We start from the raw sequence: 20,115 nt of genomic DNA, 5'->3' as shown, positions 1-20,115 counted from the left end.
GCCGGTCCCACCCACAGTCCCGGGCCCCGCCCCCCCCACCGGAGGGCTGAACGGGCCTCGCCCTAGCGGGGGTTGAAGACCACGCTGGCGAAGTGGACGCTGCCGGACGCCGAGTGTCCGGGGGCGACCCGGTGTGTGGTGCCCTTGCACTTCGGCTTGCTGTAGACGACGAGCGCCTTCTTCGTGGCGTTCTGCGGCCCGCGCGCCTCCTGCGCCATCTCGAGGCACTTGCGGTCAGGCGGGTTCTCGATGGCGTACGCCTTGCCCTTCGGCCCCACCCAGACGAACGTCCCTTGGGCGGCGGCCGCCGGACCCACGGTGATGACGGTGAGGGCGAGTCCGCCGAGAGCGACGGCGAGCGGACGGAGCAGGTGCATCGTGAAGTCCTTCGTGAAGTTCGACAACGGAGACAACGGAGACAACGGTGAGAAACGGAGACAACGGGCTTCGGAAACACCGGGGTCTGGTGCCATCACACACCGTCACCGCACCGGGATGCCCCGGCGACACGAAAACGTCCCACGTCCGGGCGATATCCGGCGGCGTGTCGTGGCGCGAGGTTCATGGCCGGTGTGGCCTTCGTCTCGCCGCGCCGCTCTCGACGCCGCCGCACGTCATGCTGACGATATGCCCGGTGACGACCTCGACAGCAGCGAGCCATCGCCACTGGAACCCTTTGTGAGATGGCTCGATCAGTACGGCGACGACCGTTTTGCGGAGCCTCGGAAGTCCGCGCCACGGACCCGAAGGGTTCGTCAACACCCACCGCGAGGCGCTCCAGGTCGCGGGCTCGGGGTTGCCGCACGGTGCCACGCCGGTCCGCTTCGCCGATGTCGCCGTCGTCGTCCTCGCCACGCGTGATCGCGAGCTGGCCGAGCGATTCGTCGACGACAACCTCGGCCCACTGCTCGCCCATGAGGATGCCGACCGTCTCGTCCTGACCCTGCGGCACTTCGTCGACTCCCTGGGGAGCCCCACCCGTTGCGGGCGTGAACTCGGCATCCACCCGAACACCGTCGCTCAGCGGATCCAGCGAGCGGAGACCGTCCTCGGCCGACCCGTCGACCCGGCCGACCTCTCGCTCCGCGTGGCCCTGCACCTTGCCTAGGCGGGGCTGCCGGAGACCGGTTCGTCCCCGCGCCGTCGACGCCTGTGACGTCGCAGCCGCCCGGCGGCGCCCGATCAGCGCAGGCGTGCCGCGGCGCGAGGCACGAGCTCGAGTACGCGGTGCCCGAGTGCCTTGACCTCACTGGCAGTGAGCACTGAGGAGTTGTGCAGGAATTCGACGTTGCGGGCCACGCTCGCCTCGTCGGTGCAGGGGACGCCCCAGTCCGAGCCGTACACGAAGTGGTCGCGGGGAATCATCGTGGCGGCGGCGGCCAAGGGGGCGTCGGCGCCGGAGGCCGCAGAGTCCCGGAGGCCGCAGAGTCGACGTACAGGCCTCGCAGCTGCTCGCGGATCTCGTCGACGCTGAGGTTCTCCGGGTTGGGCACCCACGGTTCGGCGCCCAGCAAGGTGAGCCGTCCGGAGAGCGCGGGCAGGGCGCCACCGGCGTGCGCCAGGATGATCCGCAGGTTCGTGTGGCGCCGGAAGACGCCCGCGTACAACAGGTCCGCCACGCTGCGGGCGGTCTCGAAGGCAACTTCCATGAGCGCCGCCGGCCGGCCGAGGGAAGGGGCGGCGGAGGCGTTGGGATGCACGAAGACCGTCGCATGCCGCCGGTCGAGTTCAGCCCAGACCGGCTCGAGACGGCGGTCGCCCAGGAAGACGCCGTTGTACGCCGCGGTGACGGCGAAGCCGTCGGCGCCGAGCTCGCGATCGGCCCGGTCGAGCTCGGTCAGAGCGGCCTCGGCGTCGTCCGTGGGCAGCGCGGCGAGCAGTCCGAACCGCGTGGGGTGGTCGGCCACCACCGACGCTCCGTAGTCGTTGGAGGCCTGCAGCGCGCCGAACTCCTTGGGGATGTTGCTGAGCAGTTGCATGGCGACGCCGGCACGGTCCATGACGTCGAGGGTCTCCTCGGGCGACCAGCCCCAGGGCCGCGGCGCCAGGAAACAGCCCTCGTCACGCAGTTGCTCCCACAGCTGAATGCGGCTGGCCTCCGGCTCCGGTGGCCAGAAGTGCGCGTGGACGTCGACCATCCCTCTACCGGGCTCATGACATACCTCCTGTGGCGGTGCCTTGGTTGATCAGCCGGGCACGTGCCGCCGCCCCTGAGAACGCTGCAGGCGGCACGGCTCCCTTCTGTTGATCTTTCCCCTGATTCCGTCGACCGCCAATGAGTCGTCATCACACCCGGCTATGTGGCCTCGCCACACACCCCGTGCCTGCAGGATGGCGATGCGGCGGGCCCCGTCAGGCGGTGAGGGCGTCGAGGAGTTCCGTGCGCGAGGGACCGAGGGGCGTTGAGTCCTTGGTCTCGGCGGCCAGCCGGGCGACGGCCTCGACGAGCGCGGGTGCGCGCAGCTCCTCCCTTGCTTCCGGCAGCAGATGCGCGCCGGCCCGCTCCGCCCGCAGGGCGTCCGGGTCACGCTGGGCCAGCAGCCGCAGTGCCCGGTTCCGGTGCCAGTCGGGATCCGTGTAGGGGATCCCGGCCGCGTGGGCGTCCATCTCCGCCAGCCGATGCCGGGTGTAGGTGACGGACTGCCGGTACGACCGGTCCAGACCGTCGACGGTCGCCTTCGCGTACGCCGCCGCGAAGCCCAGCGGGTCGTCCGTGTCCGCCCGGCGCAGCAGGTCGCGCAGGATCAGACCGTGGTTCAGGCTCATCGCCAGGCCTCGCCCGAGGGTCGGGACGGTGAGCGCCCAGGCGTCCCCGACGGCCACCACCCCCGTCACGAGGGGCTGTTCGGTGTCGTACAGCGTCCTTCTGCGGTGGGTGAGGCGGGCCATGGTCTGGATCCCCTCGGCGATGGGCCGCCCCTCCAGCCATGCGTCGCCGCCGGGGAAGAGGCTCACGGCCGCCGACCACGCGGCCTCCTGGCGCAGCAGGTCGCGCATCTCGTGGTCGTGGGTGCTGCTGATGAGGCAGATCGAGTACGTGCCGTGGTCGGCGGGGACGCGCAGCAGGCCCAGGGAGCCGTGCTCGACGAGCAGGGGGAAGGTGTCGGCGGGCAGCGCGCCGTCGGGGGAGCGGTAGTAGCGGCTGTGGTAGGTGAAGCCGCGCTCGCCGGTCTCCTCCAGCGGCCCTTCCACCCCGGTCTCCCGCAGCCAGGCGGGGAGCCGGGAACGGCGTCCGGTGCAGTCGACGACCAGTCCGGCCGCCAGCTCTCCCGCACTCGTCGCCACCCCGGTCACGTGCGGCACCCGGCCCCCGGAGGAAACGCGCAGCCCGAGGCAGGCCACACCCCGGCGGATTTTGACGCCCGCCGCCTCGGCCGCGCCGCGGGCGGCGGACTCGAAGAGCGGTCGCCGGGCCACCAGCGTCTCGAAACGGGCGTCGTCCGCCCGAAGTTCGCCGCCCAGACCCGGTTCGGGCGCCAGCACGTTCGTGCGTACCGCACCGGCCGCCGTCATCCGCTTCATCAGGTCCGGTAGTTCGGCCTCGGCCAGCTGGCGCCAGCGGGCGAGCGGAAGGTGCAGGAGTCGCATCTGGGGGATTCCGGGGCGCTCCCAACGCGACCACGACGACTCCGGGTCGGCGGGCGGCGGCTCCGGATCCCGTTCGAGAACGGTCACTTCATGGCCGTCCCGGGCCAGGAGCAGGGCTGTCTGGAGGCCGCCGAGGGCGGCACCGATCACGACGACATTCGTCACGAGACTTCTCTTCCCACGGGGGACCGACGACCTTCGGCCGGTTGGTCTGTGTTTCGGGGCTATTGCTTGGATTGAGGACGAGGCCCGCTGGCACCTCTCGGCGGTGGCGGTTGCTGGGGCAGGCCGGTGAGAGCGTCTCGAAGACCGGCCCGGGAGGTGACGTTCAGCTTCGGGAAGACACTGCGCAGATGCGCGGCCACGGTGCGGGGTGACAGGAAGAGCCGGCCGGCTATCTGCTTGTTGGTCAGCCCGGTGGCGGCCAGCTGCGCCACCTGCAGTTGCTGTGACGTCAGGGTCGAAACCGGATCGGTCCCGGACACCGCCGTCCTGACAGGGTTGCCGCTCGCCCGTAGTTCGCTCGCCGCCCGTGCGCGCCAGGGCTCGGCTCCCAGCCGCTGGAACGTGCTGAGCGCGGCCTCCAGATGCACGAGCGCCGAGCCCGCTTTGACCCTGCGCAGTCTCTCGCCGTAAGCGAGACAGATGCGTGCCCGGTCGAACGGCCACCGTTCCGCATCGGGATTTCCGACGGCCCTCTCGAAGAGGTCGTGATCGATGAAGTCCGTGGTGGCCATCGCCTCGGCGCCATCGGTCATCATGGCCATCCGCGGCGAGATGGCCGGGATGTCGGTCCTCCTGACCGCCGCGATGTGCTGGGCCGCCTCGGCGCGGCGGCCGGTGCGGGCCGCGGCTTCGGCGAAGTCCATGAAGAGCCACAGGGCATGGGGCATGTACGGCGGCAGTTCACCGGGGGTGATCACTGACCGCAGATGGCGGTATCCCTCCTCGAAGTCCGCGTTGCCGAGCGCGGACAGGGCCCGGATGTGCGAGGCGTAGACACGCAGCAGCCGCAGTCCCCGGGGGTTCGCCCACGACACGAGGCGATCAGCGGTCTCTCCCGCGGTCCCGTCGTCGCCCTGCGCGGCGGCGAGCAGGCCCTGCAGGAACCGGCCCGACCAGGCCGGCAGACCGTATGCGCGGGAGTCGCACCAGCGCAGACCTTCAGCGGTGAGGTTCCGCAGGGCGTCCCACTGTCCGCTGGAGTAGGCGTCGTACCCCAGGATGAAGAGGGCCTCGATCGCCGAGGTGACGGCTCCCCGGTTCCGGCCGTCGTCGACGACGCGCCGCAGGGCACTGCGGCAGCCGGGCGTGCGGTCCGTGTACGTGGCGGAGATGGAGGTGCGGAGGATACGCCTGTGGTCCGTCTCCCCGTGAAGGGCGAAGACGAGGGCGTCGAGATCGTCCAGGACGGACACCGCCTTGTGGGCCGGATCGCCGACCGCGCAGTGGACAACCGACAGCAGGGGATCAGAAGTCCGGAGCTGGACGCGTGTGGCGATCCGGTCGAAGGACTGCCAGAACTCCGGTCGGCCGCCGGCGAAGCCGACCAGGATCAGCACATGCAGCGCCTCGTTGAGCATGTGGTCTTCGGCAGGGCTCGGGCGGACGTGGTTGTCCATCGCGCCCACGAGAAGCCTGTGCGCGGTGTCCACGTCGCCTTCGCCGTTGATGAGCTGGCTCGCCGCTGTCGCCGCGACCGCGAGGGAGCCGGCGCTCACGGGGTCGGCGAGCCTGGCGTTGTCCAGCAGGGCACGTACGTTGCGCAGGTCGCCGGTGATGTTGGCGCCCAGACAGGCGGCCTCGGCCAGCATGCGTCCCTTGGCGGTCCCGTCGCTGCTCAGATCTGCGGCACGGAGCAGCGTGGTGATGGCGCCGACGGCATCGCCGCGGCACAGCGTGCTGTAGGCCACCCCGTGGAGCAGGGAGGCCACTTCGTCGTCCGGGCCGACGGTCGCGTTGGCCAGGTGGCGGGCCCGGCGTTCGGATCCTTCCGGGCATTCACCGGCCAGCGCGAGATGCGCGCGCCGGCGCTCCGCGATCGTCGACAGCTCCATGACCGCGGAACGGGTGAGCGGGTGCCGGAAGACCAGGCGGCCCGTCGGGGAATCGACGTGCACCAGTCCGGCCTTCTCGGCAGGACCCAGCTCGGCCAGGGCGTCGAGGCCGCTCATCGCGCGCTGGAGGATGTGCAGATCGCCCGAACCGTCCAGAACGGCGAGCAGGAGCAGCGCCCGAGTCGGGGCCGGCAGAGCGTCGACCCGTACGGCGAAGACCTTCTTGAGCCGCTCGGACAGCGGCAGCACGGCCGGCAGCGGTCCGCGTTCCGTCTGCTGGGCCTCGTTGAGGGTGACGGGAAGCTCCAGCAGGGCCAGCGGGTTGCCGGCGGCCTCCTCGACGAGCCGCTGACGGACCCCGGCCGTCATGGCGGGGAATCGTTGTGCCACCAGTGCGTTCGCGGATACGTCGTCCAGGGGCTGAACCTCGTGCGTGTGTATCCCGATACCGCTCGGCAGGAAGCCCTCGTGGGTCCTGGACGCCGCGAGCAGGGCGAGGGGACTGTTGCGGACGTAGCGTGCGAGGGTTCCCAGAACCAGGGTGCTGGGCCGGTCGAGCCAGGTCATGTCGTCGATGACCAACGCGACGGGCCTGTCCTCGGCAGCCGTACGGGACAACAGAGCGAGCACGGCGTTCGCGACGGCGAGCAGTTCGGTCGGCGGTTCCTCGGACAGCCCCTGGACCGCTCGGAGCGTCTCCGCCTGCCGTGGCGGCAGACCGGCGATGTCGTCCGCCAGCGGCCGCAGTATCTGGTTCAGGGCGGAGAAGCCGACGCCCTCGTCGAACTGCGAGCCCACAGCCCTCAGGACACGGAAGCCCGCCTCGGCCGCTCGCCGCGCGGCAGCGTCCAGCAGCGCGCTCTTGCCCACGCCCGCCTCTCCGGTCAGCATCAGCGCGACGCCCTCGGCAGCGGCCGGAGCGAACAGTTCGTCGACGAGTGCCAACTCCGCCGATCGGCCGACGAGACGATCGGCCCGCTGCGCGTCGGCTACCTCGGCGAGGCGCTCGCCGCCCCCGCTGCCTGGGGATATAGGGGATGACATGAAGCCTTCATCGTGATCGGGCCGAACGGCGTCCAAGGCGGGAGCCGCGACGAAAAGTTCGATGCCGGTGGAGTTTCCCGCATCACATCACGGATGCCGGACGTCGATACGCGCCGGACGTCTATACGCGCCGGGCGCAGCAGAGCAATTGACCGGAACCGTAAAGGCGGCGCACTCCAGAGGTCAAACCCACCGGGCAGCGTGGTGACACCGGCGACACGGCGGCAACTCTGCAGGTCGCCGGCGGGCAGGACGGTCCGAGGGGCCGTGCCCGAATCCCGTTAGGCCATTTGACCGAAGGTGCGGCCGGTGGAACGCCCTAGCGTGTACCGGGCTGAGAGCTTCTCGACAGGCAACAGGGGTCTACACGTGAGCACTGCGCAGAACATCGTCCTCGTGCACGGAGAATTCGTCGACGGTTCCGGCTGGCAACCGGTGCACCGCATCCTCACACGTGAGGGCTTCCGGGTCACGATCGTGCAGAACCCGACCTTCTCCCCTGGAAGGTGATGTCGACATGACCCGGCGCGTCCTCGACGCCCAGGACGGACCGACCGTGCTGGTGGGCCACTCCTACGGCGGCGCTGTGATCACCGAGGTCGGCCGGCATGAGAAGGTCACCGCGCTCGTGTACGTCGCGGCCTTCGCTGCCACGCCGTCTACGTCTCCCAGCCTGCCGCCGTGGCGGTCGTGATCAAGCAGGCCGCAGCCCACGAGGGCTGAACGAGCAGTTCCGATGCGGCCCGGCCGGCGGAGCCGATCACGGACCTGGTGACCGGTGCCGTCAGTCCTCCAGGCACGCCCTGATCATGCGGCCGAGGAGCCTGCCGATCACTTCGTCCTCGGCGGAGGGTGCGTCGTGCTCCTCACCCACCAGCGCCCCGGTACCGAAGAGGCCGAAGCCCATCATCAGGGACTCGAGCAGACGGGTCCTGGCCTCGATGTCCGGGTCGCCCTCCAGAAGGCCGAGGGCGGGCTCCCGGATCCGCTTGACCATTTCGCGGCGGAGCAGGGCCCCGTCGTCCAGGTCGATGGACCGCACGAGCGCGAGGGCGGGTTCCCGGCCGACGGGGTCCTTCCAGTAGCGCCTTCTACTCGAAGACGCCCTCCGGCTTCCAGATCGAGTACGGCCATGGCGGCAAGCTCATCGACGACGCCACCTGGACACCGGCCCGCTACGACGCCGCGAGCTGCTGGGGCCACGAGTTCACCGAGTACCGGGACCCCGACGAACCCGACGTGTGAGCCCGTGATCCTCTTGTGAATGCCGGGGGGGCTCACACGAAGGCCACCACCAGGGCGATCGCGACGGTGAGCGCCGACAGCCCGACCATCGCCGTCCGCCACGTGAAGCCCGGCGCCGGACCCGGGGGCGCCGGGTCCGGGGCGCGTCCGCCCAGGTGGGGGCTGTCCAGCCGGTAGGCGTCGGACAGTTGGGCAGAGGAGGGAGTGTCACTGAGGCCCATGCCTGTTCCAACGTCCTTGACGCGCGCGGGAGTCGGCATGGCCGGTGTCGTCACACCATCGGGGCAATCCGTGCCCCGAACGGGCGCTCCCGCCCACTGGGCACCGGCCGGGGCGATGGTTATAAAGGTTCTGTTGCGCGTTTCACCTTGGGGGGGCGGGGGATGGCGCGGTTGGAACCCTTGGAACCGCAGTGGATCGGGCGCGTCTTCCGGGAGTCCGCGCCCGCCGGGATCCGCCTGGCCCTGCGCCTTTCGGGCAGACTGCCCGCGGTCCGGCGCCGGACCGCCCGGGCGCCGGCCGACCGGCGGACCTGGTCCCTCACCGCGAAGACCAAGATCCTGCTGATCAGCCTGGGCTCCTGCGGCACCCTGCTGGGCCTGGCCGAAGCCGCCGGAGCGCTCGGGCCGTCGTCCGGGGACGGCCGGCGGTGGGCCCTGGACTACCTCTTCTCCGACCGCACCGAACTGGGCGGCACCAGCCTGGCGTTACTGCAGGACCCGGCCGGTCTCGTCATCCTGGCGGTCGTCTTCGTCACCCCCGTCTTCTGCTGCCAGCAGGTCCAGGCCATCGCCGCCTTCGTGCACATGAACGAGCGCAACGGAGGAACCGAGAAGCTGCTCGACGAGGAGGTCCGGCGCCTCAACGACCTGACCCGGCAGACCAACCGGTGGTTCCGGTGGCTGGGCCGCTGGTGGGTGTCCCTGGCCCTCCTGCTGGCCATGGCGGTCGGCACGTTCCTGCTGTACCGCTACGTCGACTCCTACGGCCTGATGTCGACCTGGAACCCCACGGACCTCTCCGACACCGCCTGGCGGACCGCGGTGTACGACGGCTGGTGGGGCAACTGGCACCGGCACCCGGAACTGGCGGTCGCCCTGTGCGTGGCCGGCACCCACGCCTTCTACGTCCTGTCGAAACAACTCGTCATGGGCGTCCTCTTCACCGTCTACCTGTACCGGTCCGACCTGCTCGGCTTCGGGGTGACCCCGAACATGAGGTACGACAGCGACGGCTTCCAGGGACTGCGCCCGCTGCGCCAGTTCATCCTGTGGACCTACGGCTCCGCCCTCGCCCACATGATCGGCCTGCTGGTCCTCTTCATGGTCTGGCTGCCGGCCAGACCGTGGATGGTCTTCATCGTGCTGGTCGTGATGCTGGTCGACATGCTCGTGATCGTGTACCCGTCCTCGATCGGCTACCACTCCGCACTGACCGTGAAGAAGGACCACGTGCGGTACCTGTACGACCACGAACCCCCGGGCGACACACGCAACGCGGCGATAGCGCAGGTCTGGTCGAAGCCGGTGCTGCCGGTCACGACCCGAAAGGCCACGACCGGCATCTTCCTCTACCTGCTCGCCCCCGCGGTTCCGGCACTGGTCCCGCTGTTGTTCCGCTAGCGGGACCGGAAGGCGGCTCAGAACAGTGCCTTGTAGCCGAAACCGCCGTCGTTGACCAGCACCCGGGCGCCGAACGTGCCCTTCCCGGTGCCGTTCTGCCGGTAGAGGCGGTACGCCGTGTCCCGGGCGACCAGGTCGGCCCTGCCGTCTCCGGTGACGTCGCCGACCCCGAGGACCACGTTGTACGAGGCGCCCCAGCCGACGGCGATCTTCACGCGCGCGGAGAAAGTGCCGTCGCCCTTGCCGTAGTAGCGGTACAGGTTGTTCGACTTGTCCTGGGCCAGCAGGTCCCCGATGCCGTCGCCGTTCAGGTCCCCGGCGCCGACGACCTTCCTGTAGGTCTTCCAGTCGGCGAACAGCTTCACGCGCGCCGACAGCTTGTGGGCGCTGGTGCCCTTGTAGAGGTAGACGGCGCCGGTGGCCGCGTTGCGGGCGATCAGGTCCGGGCGGCCGTCCTTCGTGAGGTCGCCCGGGGCGGTGAGCACGTCGTACTGGTTCCAGCCGCCGGTGGCCAGGGTCGTGTACGACGTCGTCGGCTTCAGCGTGCCGCCGCAGGCCGGCTTGTAGAGGCGCGCCGCGCCGCTGCTCAGCCTCACGAGGACGTCGTTGCAGCCGTCGCCGCTCAGGTCGCCGAGGGCCACCGGTCTGGCGGTGGTGGGCCAGCCGCTGCCCATCTGCCACACGTCGTTCAAGGTCCCGTAGTGGAGCCGGATCCGGCCGTTGCCGTCGAGGGTGAGCAGGTCGCCGGTGCCGTCGGGGAGGCCGCCGGATCCGTCGCCGTAGTCATGGAAGGCGGGGACCGAGCCGGTCACCTTCAGGACGCCGCTCGCCACGGTGGCCGTGCCCGAGTAGCCCGGCTGGGTGGCGGTCAGGGTCCAGGTCACGTCGCCGTTGACGGCCTGGGCACCGGAAGTGGTGCGACCGTTCCAGGAGGTGGCGACCGTGCTGCTGCCAGGGGTGCCGGTGAGGGTGCGCACGGTGCGGCCGGCCGGGTCGGTGAGGGTGACCTGCCACGCGGTGACCGGGCCGTTGAGCTGCCACTTCGGCGCCCAGGACGAGGTGTTCCGGAAGTCCACCGTCGCAGGCACGGACGACGAGCCGACCGCGAGCTTCGGGAACGTGGTGCGGGATCCCGAGACGCCGGCCGACCCGGTCCACACCGCGGTGGCGTCCGTGAGCGAACCGGCCGCGATCCGGGCGTCGGCGACGGCGGTGAGCGGGCCCTGCACCGTGCGGGCGGCCGTCCAGATGTCCCTCTCGGCGTCGAGTGTGGCCTCCATCAGCCGCTTGGTGGAGGCACTCGCGCCGTTCTCGCGCCACAGCGCGTGCACCGACCCGTCCGCCGCCATGGCGGTACGAACGTCGTAGGCGTCGGAGACCGGGCCGGTGGAGAGGGTCGAGGAGGCCGTCCACGTCGAGTCGGCGTAGCGCGTCACGGTGCGCACCGAGCCCGCCGCCGGGTCGGCCCAGACGACGGTCGCGTTTCCGTCCGGCGTGACCAGCGGCTCGGGGTCCCCCTCGGCTCCGACACCGCTCACGAGGTCGGTCGTGGCCCCCCACGCGGAATTCGCGTCCTGGCGGCGTACCAGCTCGAAGGTCTGGGCCGTGGCCGGTCCGAACCGCCACAGCAGGTCGATCGAGCCGGACGCGTCGGTGGCCAGTGCCGGATGGGCGGAGGCGGCGAGCGGAGTGTTGCTCAGCCGGGCCGGGGTCCGCCAGGTGCCGCCGTACGGCCGGGCGGTGGTCATGGCGTAGGCCGTCTTGTACGACTCGTCCTCCATCGCGTACGACACGACGAGTCCGCCGTGCGTGTCGAGCGCGATCTGGGGGTTCGTGGCGTCGACGTCGCCGTAGGCGCCGGCGTACGTGGCCGCATCGCTGACCTGTTCCGCGGCGGCCCAGGTGCCGTCGGTGCCGAGCGCGGCGGCGTACACCTCGGAGGAGCCCGAGTAGGCGGAGGGGGTGGCGGTCCAGACGGCGGCGACCTGGCCGCCCGGGCCCTGCGCGACGTCGATCTGGGACAGCGCCAGCTCGTTGGCGCCGTCGAACAGCTCGTGGGGCGACGACCAGGTGCCGCCGGCCAGCACGGAACCGAGCAGGTGGTAGCGGTAGGAGTCGACCCACAGCAGGGCGACCGTTCCGTCGGTCCGCGTCACCAGGCGCGCCTCGGTGACGTAGGTGCCGCTGAACCGGACCGGCGTGCTCCAGGTGTCGGTGCCGGCGGCGCGCGTGGCGGTGTACAGCGTGCGGCTGCTGTCGATCCAGGCGGCCACGGCGCTGCCGTCGGACCGGACCACGACGTCCTGCGGGACGCCGGAGGCGCTGGTCAGCGGGGCGGCGGTGTTCCACGGCGGCACCGTGCTCAGATCCGTGGCGACGGCCGGCAGCGCGGTGCCCCCGAGGGCGAGCGCGACGGTGACGAGTGCGGTGACCGTGGCGCGCAGGCGGCCCGACGGCATGGCGGATCTGCCCATGTGTGTTCCCTCCCCCTTGGGGGCGCTTGCCCCTGGTGCGCAGCTTAGGAGGCAAGTGAGGGAACAGTGAAGGCAGTTGATCAGCTGGTGGGCACGCGTGGGCGGGTGACGCAGGGGGCACGTGAGCCGTCGGCGATTCACAGCCGGAATTACGGGACATAAGAGTAAATTCCTGACCGTTGCTTGGAAGAGGCGCCACCGGCAGACGGAGCAAGGGATGAGCACGGACGACCGCGGTGCGGTGACGACCGGGATCGCACGACTGCACGCGGCGCCCGGACTCGCCGGGCCCGGCCGCTTCGGGCTGGTGACCAACCACACCGGCGTCCTGCCCGGCCTGCGCCCGGCCGCGCCCGCGCTGCTCGCGGCCGGCGCGCCGCTGGTCGCCCTGTTCGGTCCCGAACACGGCCTGCACGGCACCGCCCAGGCCGGCGGGAGCGAGGCCGCCCGGACGGACCCCGACACCGGCCTGCCGGTCCACGACACCTACCGCTGCGACGGCGAGCGACTCGACAAGCTGCTGATCGACAGCGGTGTCGACGCCCTGGTCCACGACCTGCAGGACATCGGTGCCCGGTGCTACACCTACGTGTGGACCATGTTCGACCTGATGGTCTCGGCGGCCCGCACCGGAATCCGCTTCGTGGTCGCCGACCGGCCCAACCCGCTCGGCGGACTCGTCAGCGAGGGCCCGCTGCTCGAACCCGCGTGGGCCAGCTTCGTCGGGCGCGCCCCCATCCCCCTCCGGCACGGCCTGACCTGCGGCGAACTGGCCCGGTGGCTGAACGCCTCGGCCGTGCCCCGGGCGGCGGGCCGCGCGGCCGACCTGACGGTGATCGAGGCCCTCGGCTGGCGGCGCGCCATGGACGCCCACACCACCGGGCTGCCCTGGATCGCACCCTCGCCGAACATCCCGACGCCCGCCACCGCCACCGTGTACCCCGGCACCTGCCTCTTCGAGGGCACGAACCTCTCGGAGGGCCGGGGCACCACCCAGCCCTTCGAGATCGTCGGTGCCCCCTACCTCGACGCCCGGTTCGCACCCGCGCTCGCCGAACTCGCCCTGCCCGGGGTGCACTTCCGCGACCTGCGGTTCGTACCGGCCTTCCACGAACTCGCCGGACGTCCCCTGCGCGGGGTCCAGCTGCACATCACCGACCGCGCGGCGTTCGCGCCCGTACGCACCGCCGTCGCGATGCTCGCCGTGCTGCGGCGGCTGTACCCGGACGACTTCGCCTGGCACACCACGCCCGGCGGTGCCGAGGGGACCGGGCACCGGCACTTCGTCGACCTGCTGTGGGGGTCCGACCGGCTGCGGCGCGCCGTCGACGCGGGCGAGGACCCGCTGCCGCTGTGCGACCCGCCGTCCCCGCCCGGCCGCTGGGCCGGCGACGACGCGCTGCTCTACCCCTGACGCCCGTCGCTGCACCCCCCGAGACCTGAGACCTGCCGCCCCCTGCTCGATACCTGCCGTCCCGCTCGGAAGGACAACCCGTCGATGACCGATCTCACGACTCTCACGACGACGAACCGGGCCGGTATCCGCGGCTTCCGCGCGGGCGACGGGCCGCAGGTGGTGGAGGCATGGCGGCGGAGCGCGCCGGCCGACCCCGTCACCCCGGACCGCTTCCGCTCCCTGGTACTGCTCGACCCCAACTTCGACCCGGAAGGGCTGCGGGTCGCCGTCGACGGTGAGCGGGTCGTCGGCGCCGCCTACGCGGTACGCCGGCTGACCCCGATGGCCGGCACCGACCTGGAGCCGGACCAGGGCTGGATCCCGTTCTTCTTCGTCGCCCCGGACGCCCGCGGGCGCGGCCTCGGCCGCCGGCTGCTCACCGAGGCCCTCGACTGGCTGCACGGCCACGGCCGTACCCGGGTGGACTTCTCCTCGTACACCCCGAACTACGTCTTCCCCGGCCTGGACGCCGAGGCCTACCCGGAGGCGGCCGGGCTTCTCGAATCCCTGGGCTTTCGCACCCTGTACGAGGCGGCCGCGATGGACCGCGTCCTGGTCGGCTACCGCCTCCCCGACGACATCGCGCTCCGGGTGGCCGGACTGACCGCGCGGGGCTACCGGTTCGCCACTCCGGCCGACGACGACCTGGTGGACCTCCTCGCCCTCGCCGGGGGCCACTTCGGGCCGGACTGGGCCTGCACGATCCGGGCGTGCCTGACCGCGGGGACGCCGCTCGACCGGATCGTCGTGGCCCGCGATCCCGGGGGCCGCATGGTCGGCTGGGCGATGCACGGCGCGTTCGACTCGGTCGACGAGCGGTTCGGCCCGATCGGCGTCCTTGAGGAGATGCGCGGCACCGGACTCGGCGAAGTCCTGCTCCACCTGGTCCTGGAGCGGATGCGGGCGCTGCGCGCGCACTCCGCGTGGTTCCTGTGGACCGGCGCGCAGTCCCCGGCGGGCCACCTCTACCGCAAGAGCGGCTTCACCACGACCCGGGTGTTCAGGGTGATGCGCCGGGAGGCCGCCCGGTGACACCGTCACTGAGCCGGCGTCACTTCGCGCTCGCACTGCCCTCGGCGCTCCTCACAGCCGGCTGCGCCGCGCCGCACCAGGGCACCGGGCGGCCCGGCGACCCGGTCGTCCTCACCCTGCTCTCGCACTACGCGAGCGGCGAGCTCAAGGAGGCACTGCAGGGTCCGGTGGACGAGTGGAACGCCCTGCACGACCGGGTCAGGGTGCGGACGAAAGCCGTCGAGTTCACCGACCTGCTGACCACCTTCATGGTCCGGCAGGCCGCGGGCCAGGGCACGGACATCCTGCACCCGTACTGCCTGTGGAACGGCCAGCTCGTCCGGGCCGGCGTGCTGCGGCCGGCGCCGCCCGAACACGCCGAGGAGATCGGCCGCGCCTACGGCGCCGCCGCGGTCGGCTCCTCGTCGGTCGGGGGCAAGGTCTACGGCTACCCCACCGAGATGCAGACGTACGCCCTCTACTACAACAGGCGGCTGCTGCGCGAGGCCGGTGTCGACGGCCCGCCGCGCACCTGGCCGGAGCTGGAGGAGGCCGCGTACCGCACCGCCCGGCAGGACCGGTACGGCAACACGCTGGTCCAGGGGTTCGGCCTGTCGACCTTCGACGACTCCACGACCGTCGGCCAGACCCTCGCCCTGCTCAACGCCGCCGGTGGGCGGTTCGTCTCGGCGGACGGCAGGAGCACCGCCATCGACTCGCCGGCCGGCCGTGCCGTGTTCGACCTGGAGCGCCGCCTCGTCGACAGGGGCGCGAGCGCCCCCGGCGTCAACGTCTACCAGGCGTTCGCCTCCGGACAGGTCGCCATGGTGATCAGCGCAGGCTGGTGGACCACGAACCTCAAAGCGCTGATGGGCACCGCCTACCAGGAGGTCGGCGTCGCCCCCGTGCCGCTCCCCGAGTCGGACGGCAGACGCGCCACGCTCTCCACCGGCTTCATGCTCGGCGTCAACACCGCCAGCGAACACCCCCGCGAGGCCTGGGAGTTCCTGCGCTGGCTCAACGCCGACAAGGTGCGCGGCGCGACCAGGATGAGCGCCCTGCAGGCGTCGGTCGGCTCCCTGACGGGCCGCGCCGACGACATGCGGACGCTCCTCGGCGCGGGCGGCGACCCGAACCTGCACCCGTTCCTGGACGCGCTCGCGTACGCCGTACCCGAACCGAACGTGCCGGGCGCGCAGCAGGCCAAGTCGCTGCTGCGCAAGAACATCGAGGCCCTGTGGACCGGCCAGCAGACGGTCGACGAAGCCCTGCGCTCCACCCGCCGCCAGGTCGACCAGGAGGTGTCGCGGTCATGGTGAACGCCACCCTCGCACCCGAGTCCGCCGAACGGGCGGCGCACGAGCGGGCCGCCGCCGTCGGAGTCCGCGTCCGCGCCCGGCACCGGCGCCGCCAGGCCGTCGTCGCCTACCTCTTCCTGGCGCCGACGCTGCTGTTCTACGCCGTCTTCCTCGCCCTGCCGCTCGGCTTCGCGGTGCTGCTCTCGTCCTCCCGCTGGGCCGGGTTCGACCTCGGCGACATCGACCCCGTCGGCCTGGACAACTTCGCCGGCCTGTTCGCCGACGGCTCGACGTTCCTGGCCCCGATCCTCACCAACACGCTGCTCTTCGCCCTGGGCACCGTGGCCCTCGCCCTCGCCGGCTCCGTGCTCGTCGCCACCTGCATCGACCGGCTGCGGTTCCAGGGCCTGTGGCGCACCCTGTACTTCCTGCCGATCGTCACGACCGTCGTCGCCGTCGGCAACGTCTGGAAGTACATGTACCAGCCGGGCGGCCTCGTCAACGGCGTCCTCAACGCCGTCGGGCTCGGCTCGGTCGCCTTCCTCCAGGACCCGGACACCGCGCTGCCCTCGGTGGTGGTCGTCCAGGCCTGGGCCTCCGTCGGCTCGGCGATCCTCGTCCTGACCGCCGGGCTGAAGTCCGTCCCCGAGTCGTACTACGAGGCCGCCGCGCTCGACGGCGCCGGGCCCGTGACCGTCTTCTGGCGGATCACGCTGCCGCTGCTGCGGCCGTCCCTGCTGTTCGTGTGCGTCACCCAGTTCCTCACCGGCCTCCAGTCCTTCGCGCTGATCATCGTGATGACCAAGGGCGGACCGGGCGACGCGACGAACGTGGCCGCCCTTGAGATGTACCGGCAGGCCTTCTCCTACGGCGACTGGGGCACCGCGAGCGCCGCCGCCTTCGTGCTGTTCGGGGTGGTCCTCACGGTCACGCTGGTGCAGTTGTGGCTCTTCCGGCGCACGGGGGAGGACGCGTGATCCGCCGCCGTTTCCCGTGGCTGTCGTATCTGCTGGTGGTCACCGGCGCGGTGCTCACCGTGGTGCCGTTCGCCGACATGCTGATGACGTCCTTCAAGGGACCGGACGAGGCCGGCACGCTGCCGTACCGGTTCCTGCCCAGGGCGTTCGACCTGTCCAACTACCGGGCGGCGATCCAGCAGCTGGATCTGCCGGTGCTCTTCCGCAACAGCGTCGTCGCGACGGCCACGATCACCGGGTCGGTGCTGCTCACGTCGTCGCTCGCCGGTTACGCGCTCGCCAAACTCCGCTTCCCCGGCCGGGACTTCGTCTTCCGCCTCGTGCTGTCGACGATGATGTTCCCGCCGTTCCTCTTCTTCATCCCGCACTTCCTGATCCTGGTGCACTGGCCGCTGGCGGGCGGCAACGACCTGCTGGGGCGCGGCGGCGCGGGACTGACCGTCAGCATCGTGGCGCTCGCCATGCCGTTCCTTGTCAGCAGCTTCGGGATCTTCCTCACGCGCCAGTTCATGGTCTCGATCCCGGACGAGGTCCTGGAGGCCGCGCGCATCGACGGCGCCGGCGAGTTCACCGTGTGGTGGCGGATCGTCGTCCCGCAGACCAAGCCGGTCCTGGTCACCCTCGGCCTGCTGACCTTCGTCGACGCCTGGAACGAGTACATCTGGGCCCTGCTCGTCTCGACCGCCAACCCGGACGTGATGACCCTGCCCGTCGGGATCCAGTTCCTCCAGGACTACGTCGACCCGACCCGCACGCTGCCCATCGTCATGGCCGGCCTGGTCCTGAGCGTCCTGCCGGTCCTGGTCCTCTTCCTGCTGCTGCAGAAGTACTACATCCGGGGCGTCATGCTCAGCGGCCTCAAGTGAGGGCCCCGCATCCGCTGCCGACGCGGGGCCCTGCCTGGTCATGTCAGGCGCCGCTGTCCACTCCCCAGAGCTTCTCGAACCGCTGCCCGTAGTCGGAGTGGCCGGCCCAGCCGTCCGAGAGGTCGGAGCCGGTGACGGCGGAGGTGCCGGTCAGGAACTCCATCACCGGGTTGCCCGCCTTCTCGGCGGCGGTGAGGTCCTGCCCGGTGGGTGCTCCGCGCCGCGTGGCCGGTTCGGCGCGTGCGACGCTCCGTGGCGACGGAACCGTGCGCCGGCAGGGGTCTACGGACTTTATGCTCGTGCGAAGCCGCGCGCCCCAGGGGGCGGACGCGTCGGCCTCGCATGTCGTCACAGTCGGTACAGGGGACCCGGTGCAAACACGATTCGCCGTGCTCGGACCCGTCCGGGCCTGGCGCGGCGACACGGAACTGGTGCTGGGCCCGCCGAAGGAGCGCGCGTTGCTCGCGTTGCTGCTGACCGAGGCGGGGCATCCGGTCACCGTCCACGAGATCGTGGACGCCCTGTGGGGCGAGGGCCCGCCGGACTCCGCTGTCAACGTCGTCCAGCGGCACGTCGGAGCACTGCGCCGGCTGCTCGAACCCGATCTCCCGGCCAGGGGCGAATCCCGCTGGCTGGTGCGGGGCTCGGGTGGTTACCGCCTCACGGTCGACGCCGACTCTCTCGACCTGCTCCGCTTCCGGGCGCTGCGGCGGCAGGCGGACCAGGCGGCGCAGGACGGGCAACCGGCCACCGCCACCGAGCTGTTGATGGAGGCACTGGCGCTGTGGCGCGGGCCCGCGGCCTCCGGGATCGCGGCCGAGGTGAGGTCCCACCCGGCCTTCACCGCACTCGACGACGAGCATCTCGCCGCCGTCAAGGAGGCCGCCGAACTGGCCCTGGAGGCCGGCGGAGGCCTCGGCGCACGGGTCCTGGTGACGCTCCGGCAGGCCGCCGCCCAGCACCCCCTCGACGAAGGACTGCAGGCCAGACTGATCCTGGTACTCGCCGCCACCGGGCACCAGGCCGAAGCCCTGGACGTCCACCGGGCCGTACGCACCCGGCTCGCCGACGAACTGGGCGTACAGCCGGGCCCCGAACTCCAGGCCGCCCAGCAGCGCGTCCTCGGCCGTACCCCCACCCGGTCCGCGGGCATCGGACCGGCCGAGCCCGGCGAGGGCCCGGTCCTGACGGTCGATGCCGAGGCGGTCCGGCCGGAAGCCGTCCCCACCGTGCGCCCCGCCCAGCTTCCCGTGGACCTGGCCGCCTTCACCGGTCGGCGCGAGGAACTCGCCCGTGTCCAGGCGCTGCTGCCCGCGACCGACGAACCGGCGTCGACCGTGGTGATCAGCGCAATCGGCGGCATGGCCGGCGTCGGCAAGACCACCCTCGCGGTGCACTGGGCGCACAGCGTCGCCGGCCGCTTCCCCGACGGCCAGCTTTACGTCAACCTGCGCGGCTTCCACCCGACCGGCTCGGTCATGAGCACGGCGGAGGCGATACGGTCCTTCCTCGACGCGTTCGGCATCCCCGCCCAGCGCATCCCCGCGAGCCTGGACGCCCAGGCCGCGCTCTACCGCAGCCTTCTCGCCGGCCGGCGTGTCCTCGTCGTCCTGGACAACGCGCGGGACACCGAGCACGTGCGGCCCCTGCTGCCCGGCACGCCCGGCTCCATGGCCGTCGTCACCAGCCGCAACCAGCTCTACGGCCTGGTGGCCGGCGAGGGAGCGCACTCGCTGAGCCTGGACGTGCTCAGCGACGCGGACGCGCACGCGTTCCTGACCTGCCGGCTCGGTGCCGAACGGGTCGCGCGTGAACCCGCCGCCGTCGCGGAGATCATCGCCCTGTGCGGACGGCTCCCGCTGGCGCTGGCCGTCGTCAGCGCCCGCGCGGTCGTGAACCCGACGTTCCCGCTCGCCTCCGTCGCCGCCGAACTGCACGACAGCGAGGAGAGCCTCGACGCCTTCTCCGGAGAGGCGCCGGCCGCGGACGCACGCAGCGCGTTCTCCTGGTCGTATCAACTCCTCACCCCCGCGGCCGCCCGTGTGTTCCGCCTGCTGGCCCTGCATCCGGGCCTCGACTGCGCGCTCGCCGCAGTCGCCAGCCTGGCCGGGCAGCGGGTCGGCCAGGTCCGCCCGCTGCTCGCGGAGCTGGCCCGCGCCCACCTGATCTCGGAGCCCGAGCCGGGCCGCTACGGCTGCCATGAACTGCTCCGCGCCTACGCCGGCGAACTGGCCCCGACGCAGGAGACGGTGCAGGAGCTGGCCGCCGCCCGGCGCCGCATGCTCGACCACTACCTGTACGGCGTGCACGCGGCCGACAGCGTCCTCGCACCCAGCCGGGAACGCATCCGGCTACGGCCCCACGCGCCCGGGGTGACCGTCCCGGGGGGGGCCCCCCCCGCCCCCCCCCGCCCCCCGCGGGGGGGTGTTAACAAAAAAAACACCCCCACACACAAAAAAAAAGACGAAGACCTGAAG

Annotated in this window: 18 protein-coding genes and 1 pseudogene; 10 read left to right on the top strand and 9 right to left on the bottom strand. The window is 71.6% G+C overall.

The genetic code is table 11. The features are described from left to right. Positions 1–62 precede the first annotated feature (62 nt). Positions 63–377, bottom strand: a complete 315-nt coding sequence (locus ACFWPS_RS47615) for a hypothetical protein (protein WP_383718855.1) — start codon at positions 375–377, stop codon at positions 63–65. A gap of 335 nt (positions 378–712) precedes the next feature. Here ACFWPS_RS47615 and ACFWPS_RS47610 point away from each other — a divergent pair, with 335 nt between their 5' ends. Beyond that, on the top strand, positions 713–1,108 hold the full coding sequence (locus ACFWPS_RS47610) for a PucR family transcriptional regulator (protein ID WP_383718852.1): 396 nt from the start codon (positions 713–715) through the stop codon (positions 1,106–1,108). A gap of 74 nt (positions 1,109–1,182) precedes the next feature. On the opposite strand, the gene ACFWPS_RS47605 is transcribed toward ACFWPS_RS47610, so the two are convergent. The 4 genes from ACFWPS_RS47605 to ACFWPS_RS47590 all read right to left on the bottom strand — a co-directional run bounded on the left by ACFWPS_RS47605 (position 1,183) and on the right by ACFWPS_RS47590 (position 6,689). Beyond that, on the bottom strand, positions 1,183–1,365 hold the full coding sequence (locus ACFWPS_RS47605; RefSeq protein WP_383718849.1) for a hypothetical protein: 183 nt from the start codon (positions 1,363–1,365) through the stop codon (positions 1,183–1,185). Next, a complete protein-coding gene (locus tag ACFWPS_RS47600) occupies positions 1,362–2,138 on the bottom strand; it encodes an amidohydrolase family protein (RefSeq protein WP_383718847.1) in 777 nt (258 codons plus the stop codon). The genes ACFWPS_RS47605 and ACFWPS_RS47600 overlap by 4 nt, the downstream gene beginning before the upstream one ends. Before the next feature lie 214 nt (positions 2,139–2,352). Beyond that, positions 2,353–3,753: an FAD-dependent oxidoreductase gene (locus tag ACFWPS_RS47595; protein WP_383718845.1), complete on the bottom strand. Its 1,401-nt coding sequence runs from the start codon at positions 3,751–3,753 to the stop codon at positions 2,353–2,355. A 59-nt stretch (positions 3,754–3,812) separates the two neighbouring features. Next, positions 3,813–6,689 carry an ATP-binding protein gene (locus ACFWPS_RS47590; RefSeq protein WP_383718843.1) on the bottom strand — a complete coding sequence of 959 codons (2,877 nt, stop codon included), beginning with the start codon at positions 6,687–6,689 and terminating at the stop codon, positions 3,813–3,815. Between the two features lie 369 nt (positions 6,690–7,058). Here ACFWPS_RS47590 and ACFWPS_RS47585 point away from each other — a divergent pair, with 369 nt between their 5' ends. Together ACFWPS_RS47585 and ACFWPS_RS47580 are read left to right on the top strand one after the other, a co-directional pair. Then, a complete protein-coding gene (locus tag ACFWPS_RS47585) occupies positions 7,059–7,199 on the top strand; it encodes a hypothetical protein (RefSeq protein WP_383718841.1) in 141 nt (46 codons plus the stop codon). A 7-nt stretch (positions 7,200–7,206) separates the two neighbouring features. Continuing rightward, positions 7,207–7,383 (top strand): alpha/beta fold hydrolase, encoded by a 177-nt coding sequence (locus tag ACFWPS_RS47580; protein ID WP_383718839.1) that lies wholly within the window; start codon positions 7,207–7,209, stop codon positions 7,381–7,383. A 90-nt stretch (positions 7,384–7,473) separates the two neighbouring features. Here the strand turns inward: ACFWPS_RS47580 and ACFWPS_RS47575 are convergent. Both ACFWPS_RS47575 and ACFWPS_RS47570 read right to left on the bottom strand, forming a co-directional pair. Further along, a pseudogene (locus ACFWPS_RS47575) lies at positions 7,474–7,758 on the bottom strand (hypothetical protein); the annotation flags it as partial. Between the two features lie 208 nt (positions 7,759–7,966). Then, on the bottom strand, positions 7,967–8,155 hold the full coding sequence (locus ACFWPS_RS47570) for a hypothetical protein (RefSeq protein ID WP_383718837.1): 189 nt from the start codon (positions 8,153–8,155) through the stop codon (positions 7,967–7,969). 171 nt (positions 8,156–8,326) lie between these two features. On the opposite strand from ACFWPS_RS47570, the gene ACFWPS_RS47565 reads away from it, so the two are divergent. Further along, positions 8,327–9,556 carry a hypothetical protein gene (locus tag ACFWPS_RS47565; RefSeq protein ID WP_383718834.1) on the top strand — a complete coding sequence of 410 codons (1,230 nt, stop codon included), beginning with the start codon at positions 8,327–8,329 and terminating at the stop codon, positions 9,554–9,556. 17 nt (positions 9,557–9,573) lie between these two features. On the opposite strand, the gene ACFWPS_RS47560 is transcribed toward ACFWPS_RS47565, so the two are convergent. After that, positions 9,574–12,030: an FG-GAP-like repeat-containing protein gene (locus ACFWPS_RS47560; RefSeq protein WP_383718832.1), complete on the bottom strand. Its 2,457-nt coding sequence runs from the start codon at positions 12,028–12,030 to the stop codon at positions 9,574–9,576. Positions 12,031–12,247: 217 nt separating this feature from the next. Between ACFWPS_RS47560 and ACFWPS_RS47555 the strand changes: the two genes are divergently transcribed. The 5 genes from ACFWPS_RS47555 (at position 12,248) to ACFWPS_RS47535 (ending at position 17,638) form a co-directional block, all read left to right on the top strand. Beyond that, entirely contained in the window at positions 12,248–13,444 is a 1,197-nt protein-coding gene (locus ACFWPS_RS47555; protein ID WP_383718829.1) for an exo-beta-N-acetylmuramidase NamZ domain-containing protein, read from the top strand. Between the two features lie 84 nt (positions 13,445–13,528). After that, positions 13,529–14,518 (top strand): GNAT family N-acetyltransferase, encoded by a 990-nt coding sequence (locus ACFWPS_RS47550; protein ID WP_383718827.1) that lies wholly within the window; start codon positions 13,529–13,531, stop codon positions 14,516–14,518. Beyond that, positions 14,515–15,816, top strand: a complete 1,302-nt coding sequence (locus ACFWPS_RS47545; RefSeq protein ID WP_383718825.1) for an ABC transporter substrate-binding protein — start codon at positions 14,515–14,517, stop codon at positions 15,814–15,816. Before ACFWPS_RS47550 ends, ACFWPS_RS47545 begins: the two co-directional genes overlap by 4 nt. Next, positions 15,810–16,772, top strand: a complete 963-nt coding sequence (locus ACFWPS_RS47540) for a carbohydrate ABC transporter permease (protein WP_383718823.1) — start codon at positions 15,810–15,812, stop codon at positions 16,770–16,772. Before ACFWPS_RS47545 ends, ACFWPS_RS47540 begins: the two co-directional genes overlap by 7 nt. After that, on the top strand, positions 16,769–17,638 hold the full coding sequence (locus ACFWPS_RS47535) for a carbohydrate ABC transporter permease (protein WP_383718821.1): 870 nt from the start codon (positions 16,769–16,771) through the stop codon (positions 17,636–17,638). Before ACFWPS_RS47540 ends, ACFWPS_RS47535 begins: the two co-directional genes overlap by 4 nt. Before the next feature lie 43 nt (positions 17,639–17,681). On the opposite strand, the gene ACFWPS_RS47530 is transcribed toward ACFWPS_RS47535, so the two are convergent. Then, a complete protein-coding gene (locus ACFWPS_RS47530; protein ID WP_383718818.1) occupies positions 17,682–17,990 on the bottom strand; it encodes a hypothetical protein in 309 nt (102 codons plus the stop codon). 19 nt (positions 17,991–18,009) lie between these two features. Here ACFWPS_RS47530 and ACFWPS_RS47525 point away from each other — a divergent pair. Beyond that, positions 18,010–20,115: BTAD domain-containing putative transcriptional regulator (locus ACFWPS_RS47525; RefSeq protein ID WP_383718815.1), on the top strand; the 2,106-nt coding region annotated here is incomplete at its 3' end.

This window comes from Streptomyces sp. NPDC058457 (assembly GCF_042720695.1).
In the GTDB taxonomy this organism is placed as follows: domain Bacteria; phylum Actinomycetota; class Actinomycetes; order Streptomycetales; family Streptomycetaceae; genus Streptomyces.
This window is presented reverse-complemented; position numbering and strand designations above follow the sequence as displayed.

What these genes read in the sequence shown, in the direction of transcription:
- ACFWPS_RS47615 (WP_383718855.1), bottom strand. Translation starts at nt 377, where the DNA reads ATGCACCTGCTCCGTCCGCTCGCCGTCGCTCTCGGCGGACTCGCCCTC.
- ACFWPS_RS47605 (WP_383718849.1), bottom strand. Translation starts at nt 1,365, where the DNA reads ATGATTCCCCGCGACCACTTCGTGTACGGCTCGGACTGGGGCGTCCCC.
- ACFWPS_RS47600 (WP_383718847.1), bottom strand. Translation starts at nt 2,138, where the DNA reads ATGGTCGACGTCCACGCGCACTTCTGGCCACCGGAGCCGGAGGCCAGC.
- ACFWPS_RS47590 (WP_383718843.1), bottom strand. Translation starts at nt 6,689, where the DNA reads ATGTCATCCCCTATATCCCCAGGCAGCGGGGGCGGCGAGCGCCTCGCC.
- ACFWPS_RS47580 (WP_383718839.1), top strand. Translation starts at nt 7,207, where the DNA reads ATGACCCGGCGCGTCCTCGACGCCCAGGACGGACCGACCGTGCTGGTG.
- ACFWPS_RS47570 (WP_383718837.1), bottom strand. Translation starts at nt 8,155, where the DNA reads ATGGGCCTCAGTGACACTCCCTCCTCTGCCCAACTGTCCGACGCCTAC.
- ACFWPS_RS47560 (WP_383718832.1), bottom strand. Translation starts at nt 12,030, where the DNA reads ATGGGCAGATCCGCCATGCCGTCGGGCCGCCTGCGCGCCACGGTCACC.
- ACFWPS_RS47555 (WP_383718829.1), top strand. Translation starts at nt 12,248, where the DNA reads ATGAGCACGGACGACCGCGGTGCGGTGACGACCGGGATCGCACGACTG.
- ACFWPS_RS47550 (WP_383718827.1), top strand. Translation starts at nt 13,529, where the DNA reads ATGACCGATCTCACGACTCTCACGACGACGAACCGGGCCGGTATCCGC.
- ACFWPS_RS47540 (WP_383718823.1), top strand. Translation starts at nt 15,810, where the DNA reads ATGGTGAACGCCACCCTCGCACCCGAGTCCGCCGAACGGGCGGCGCAC.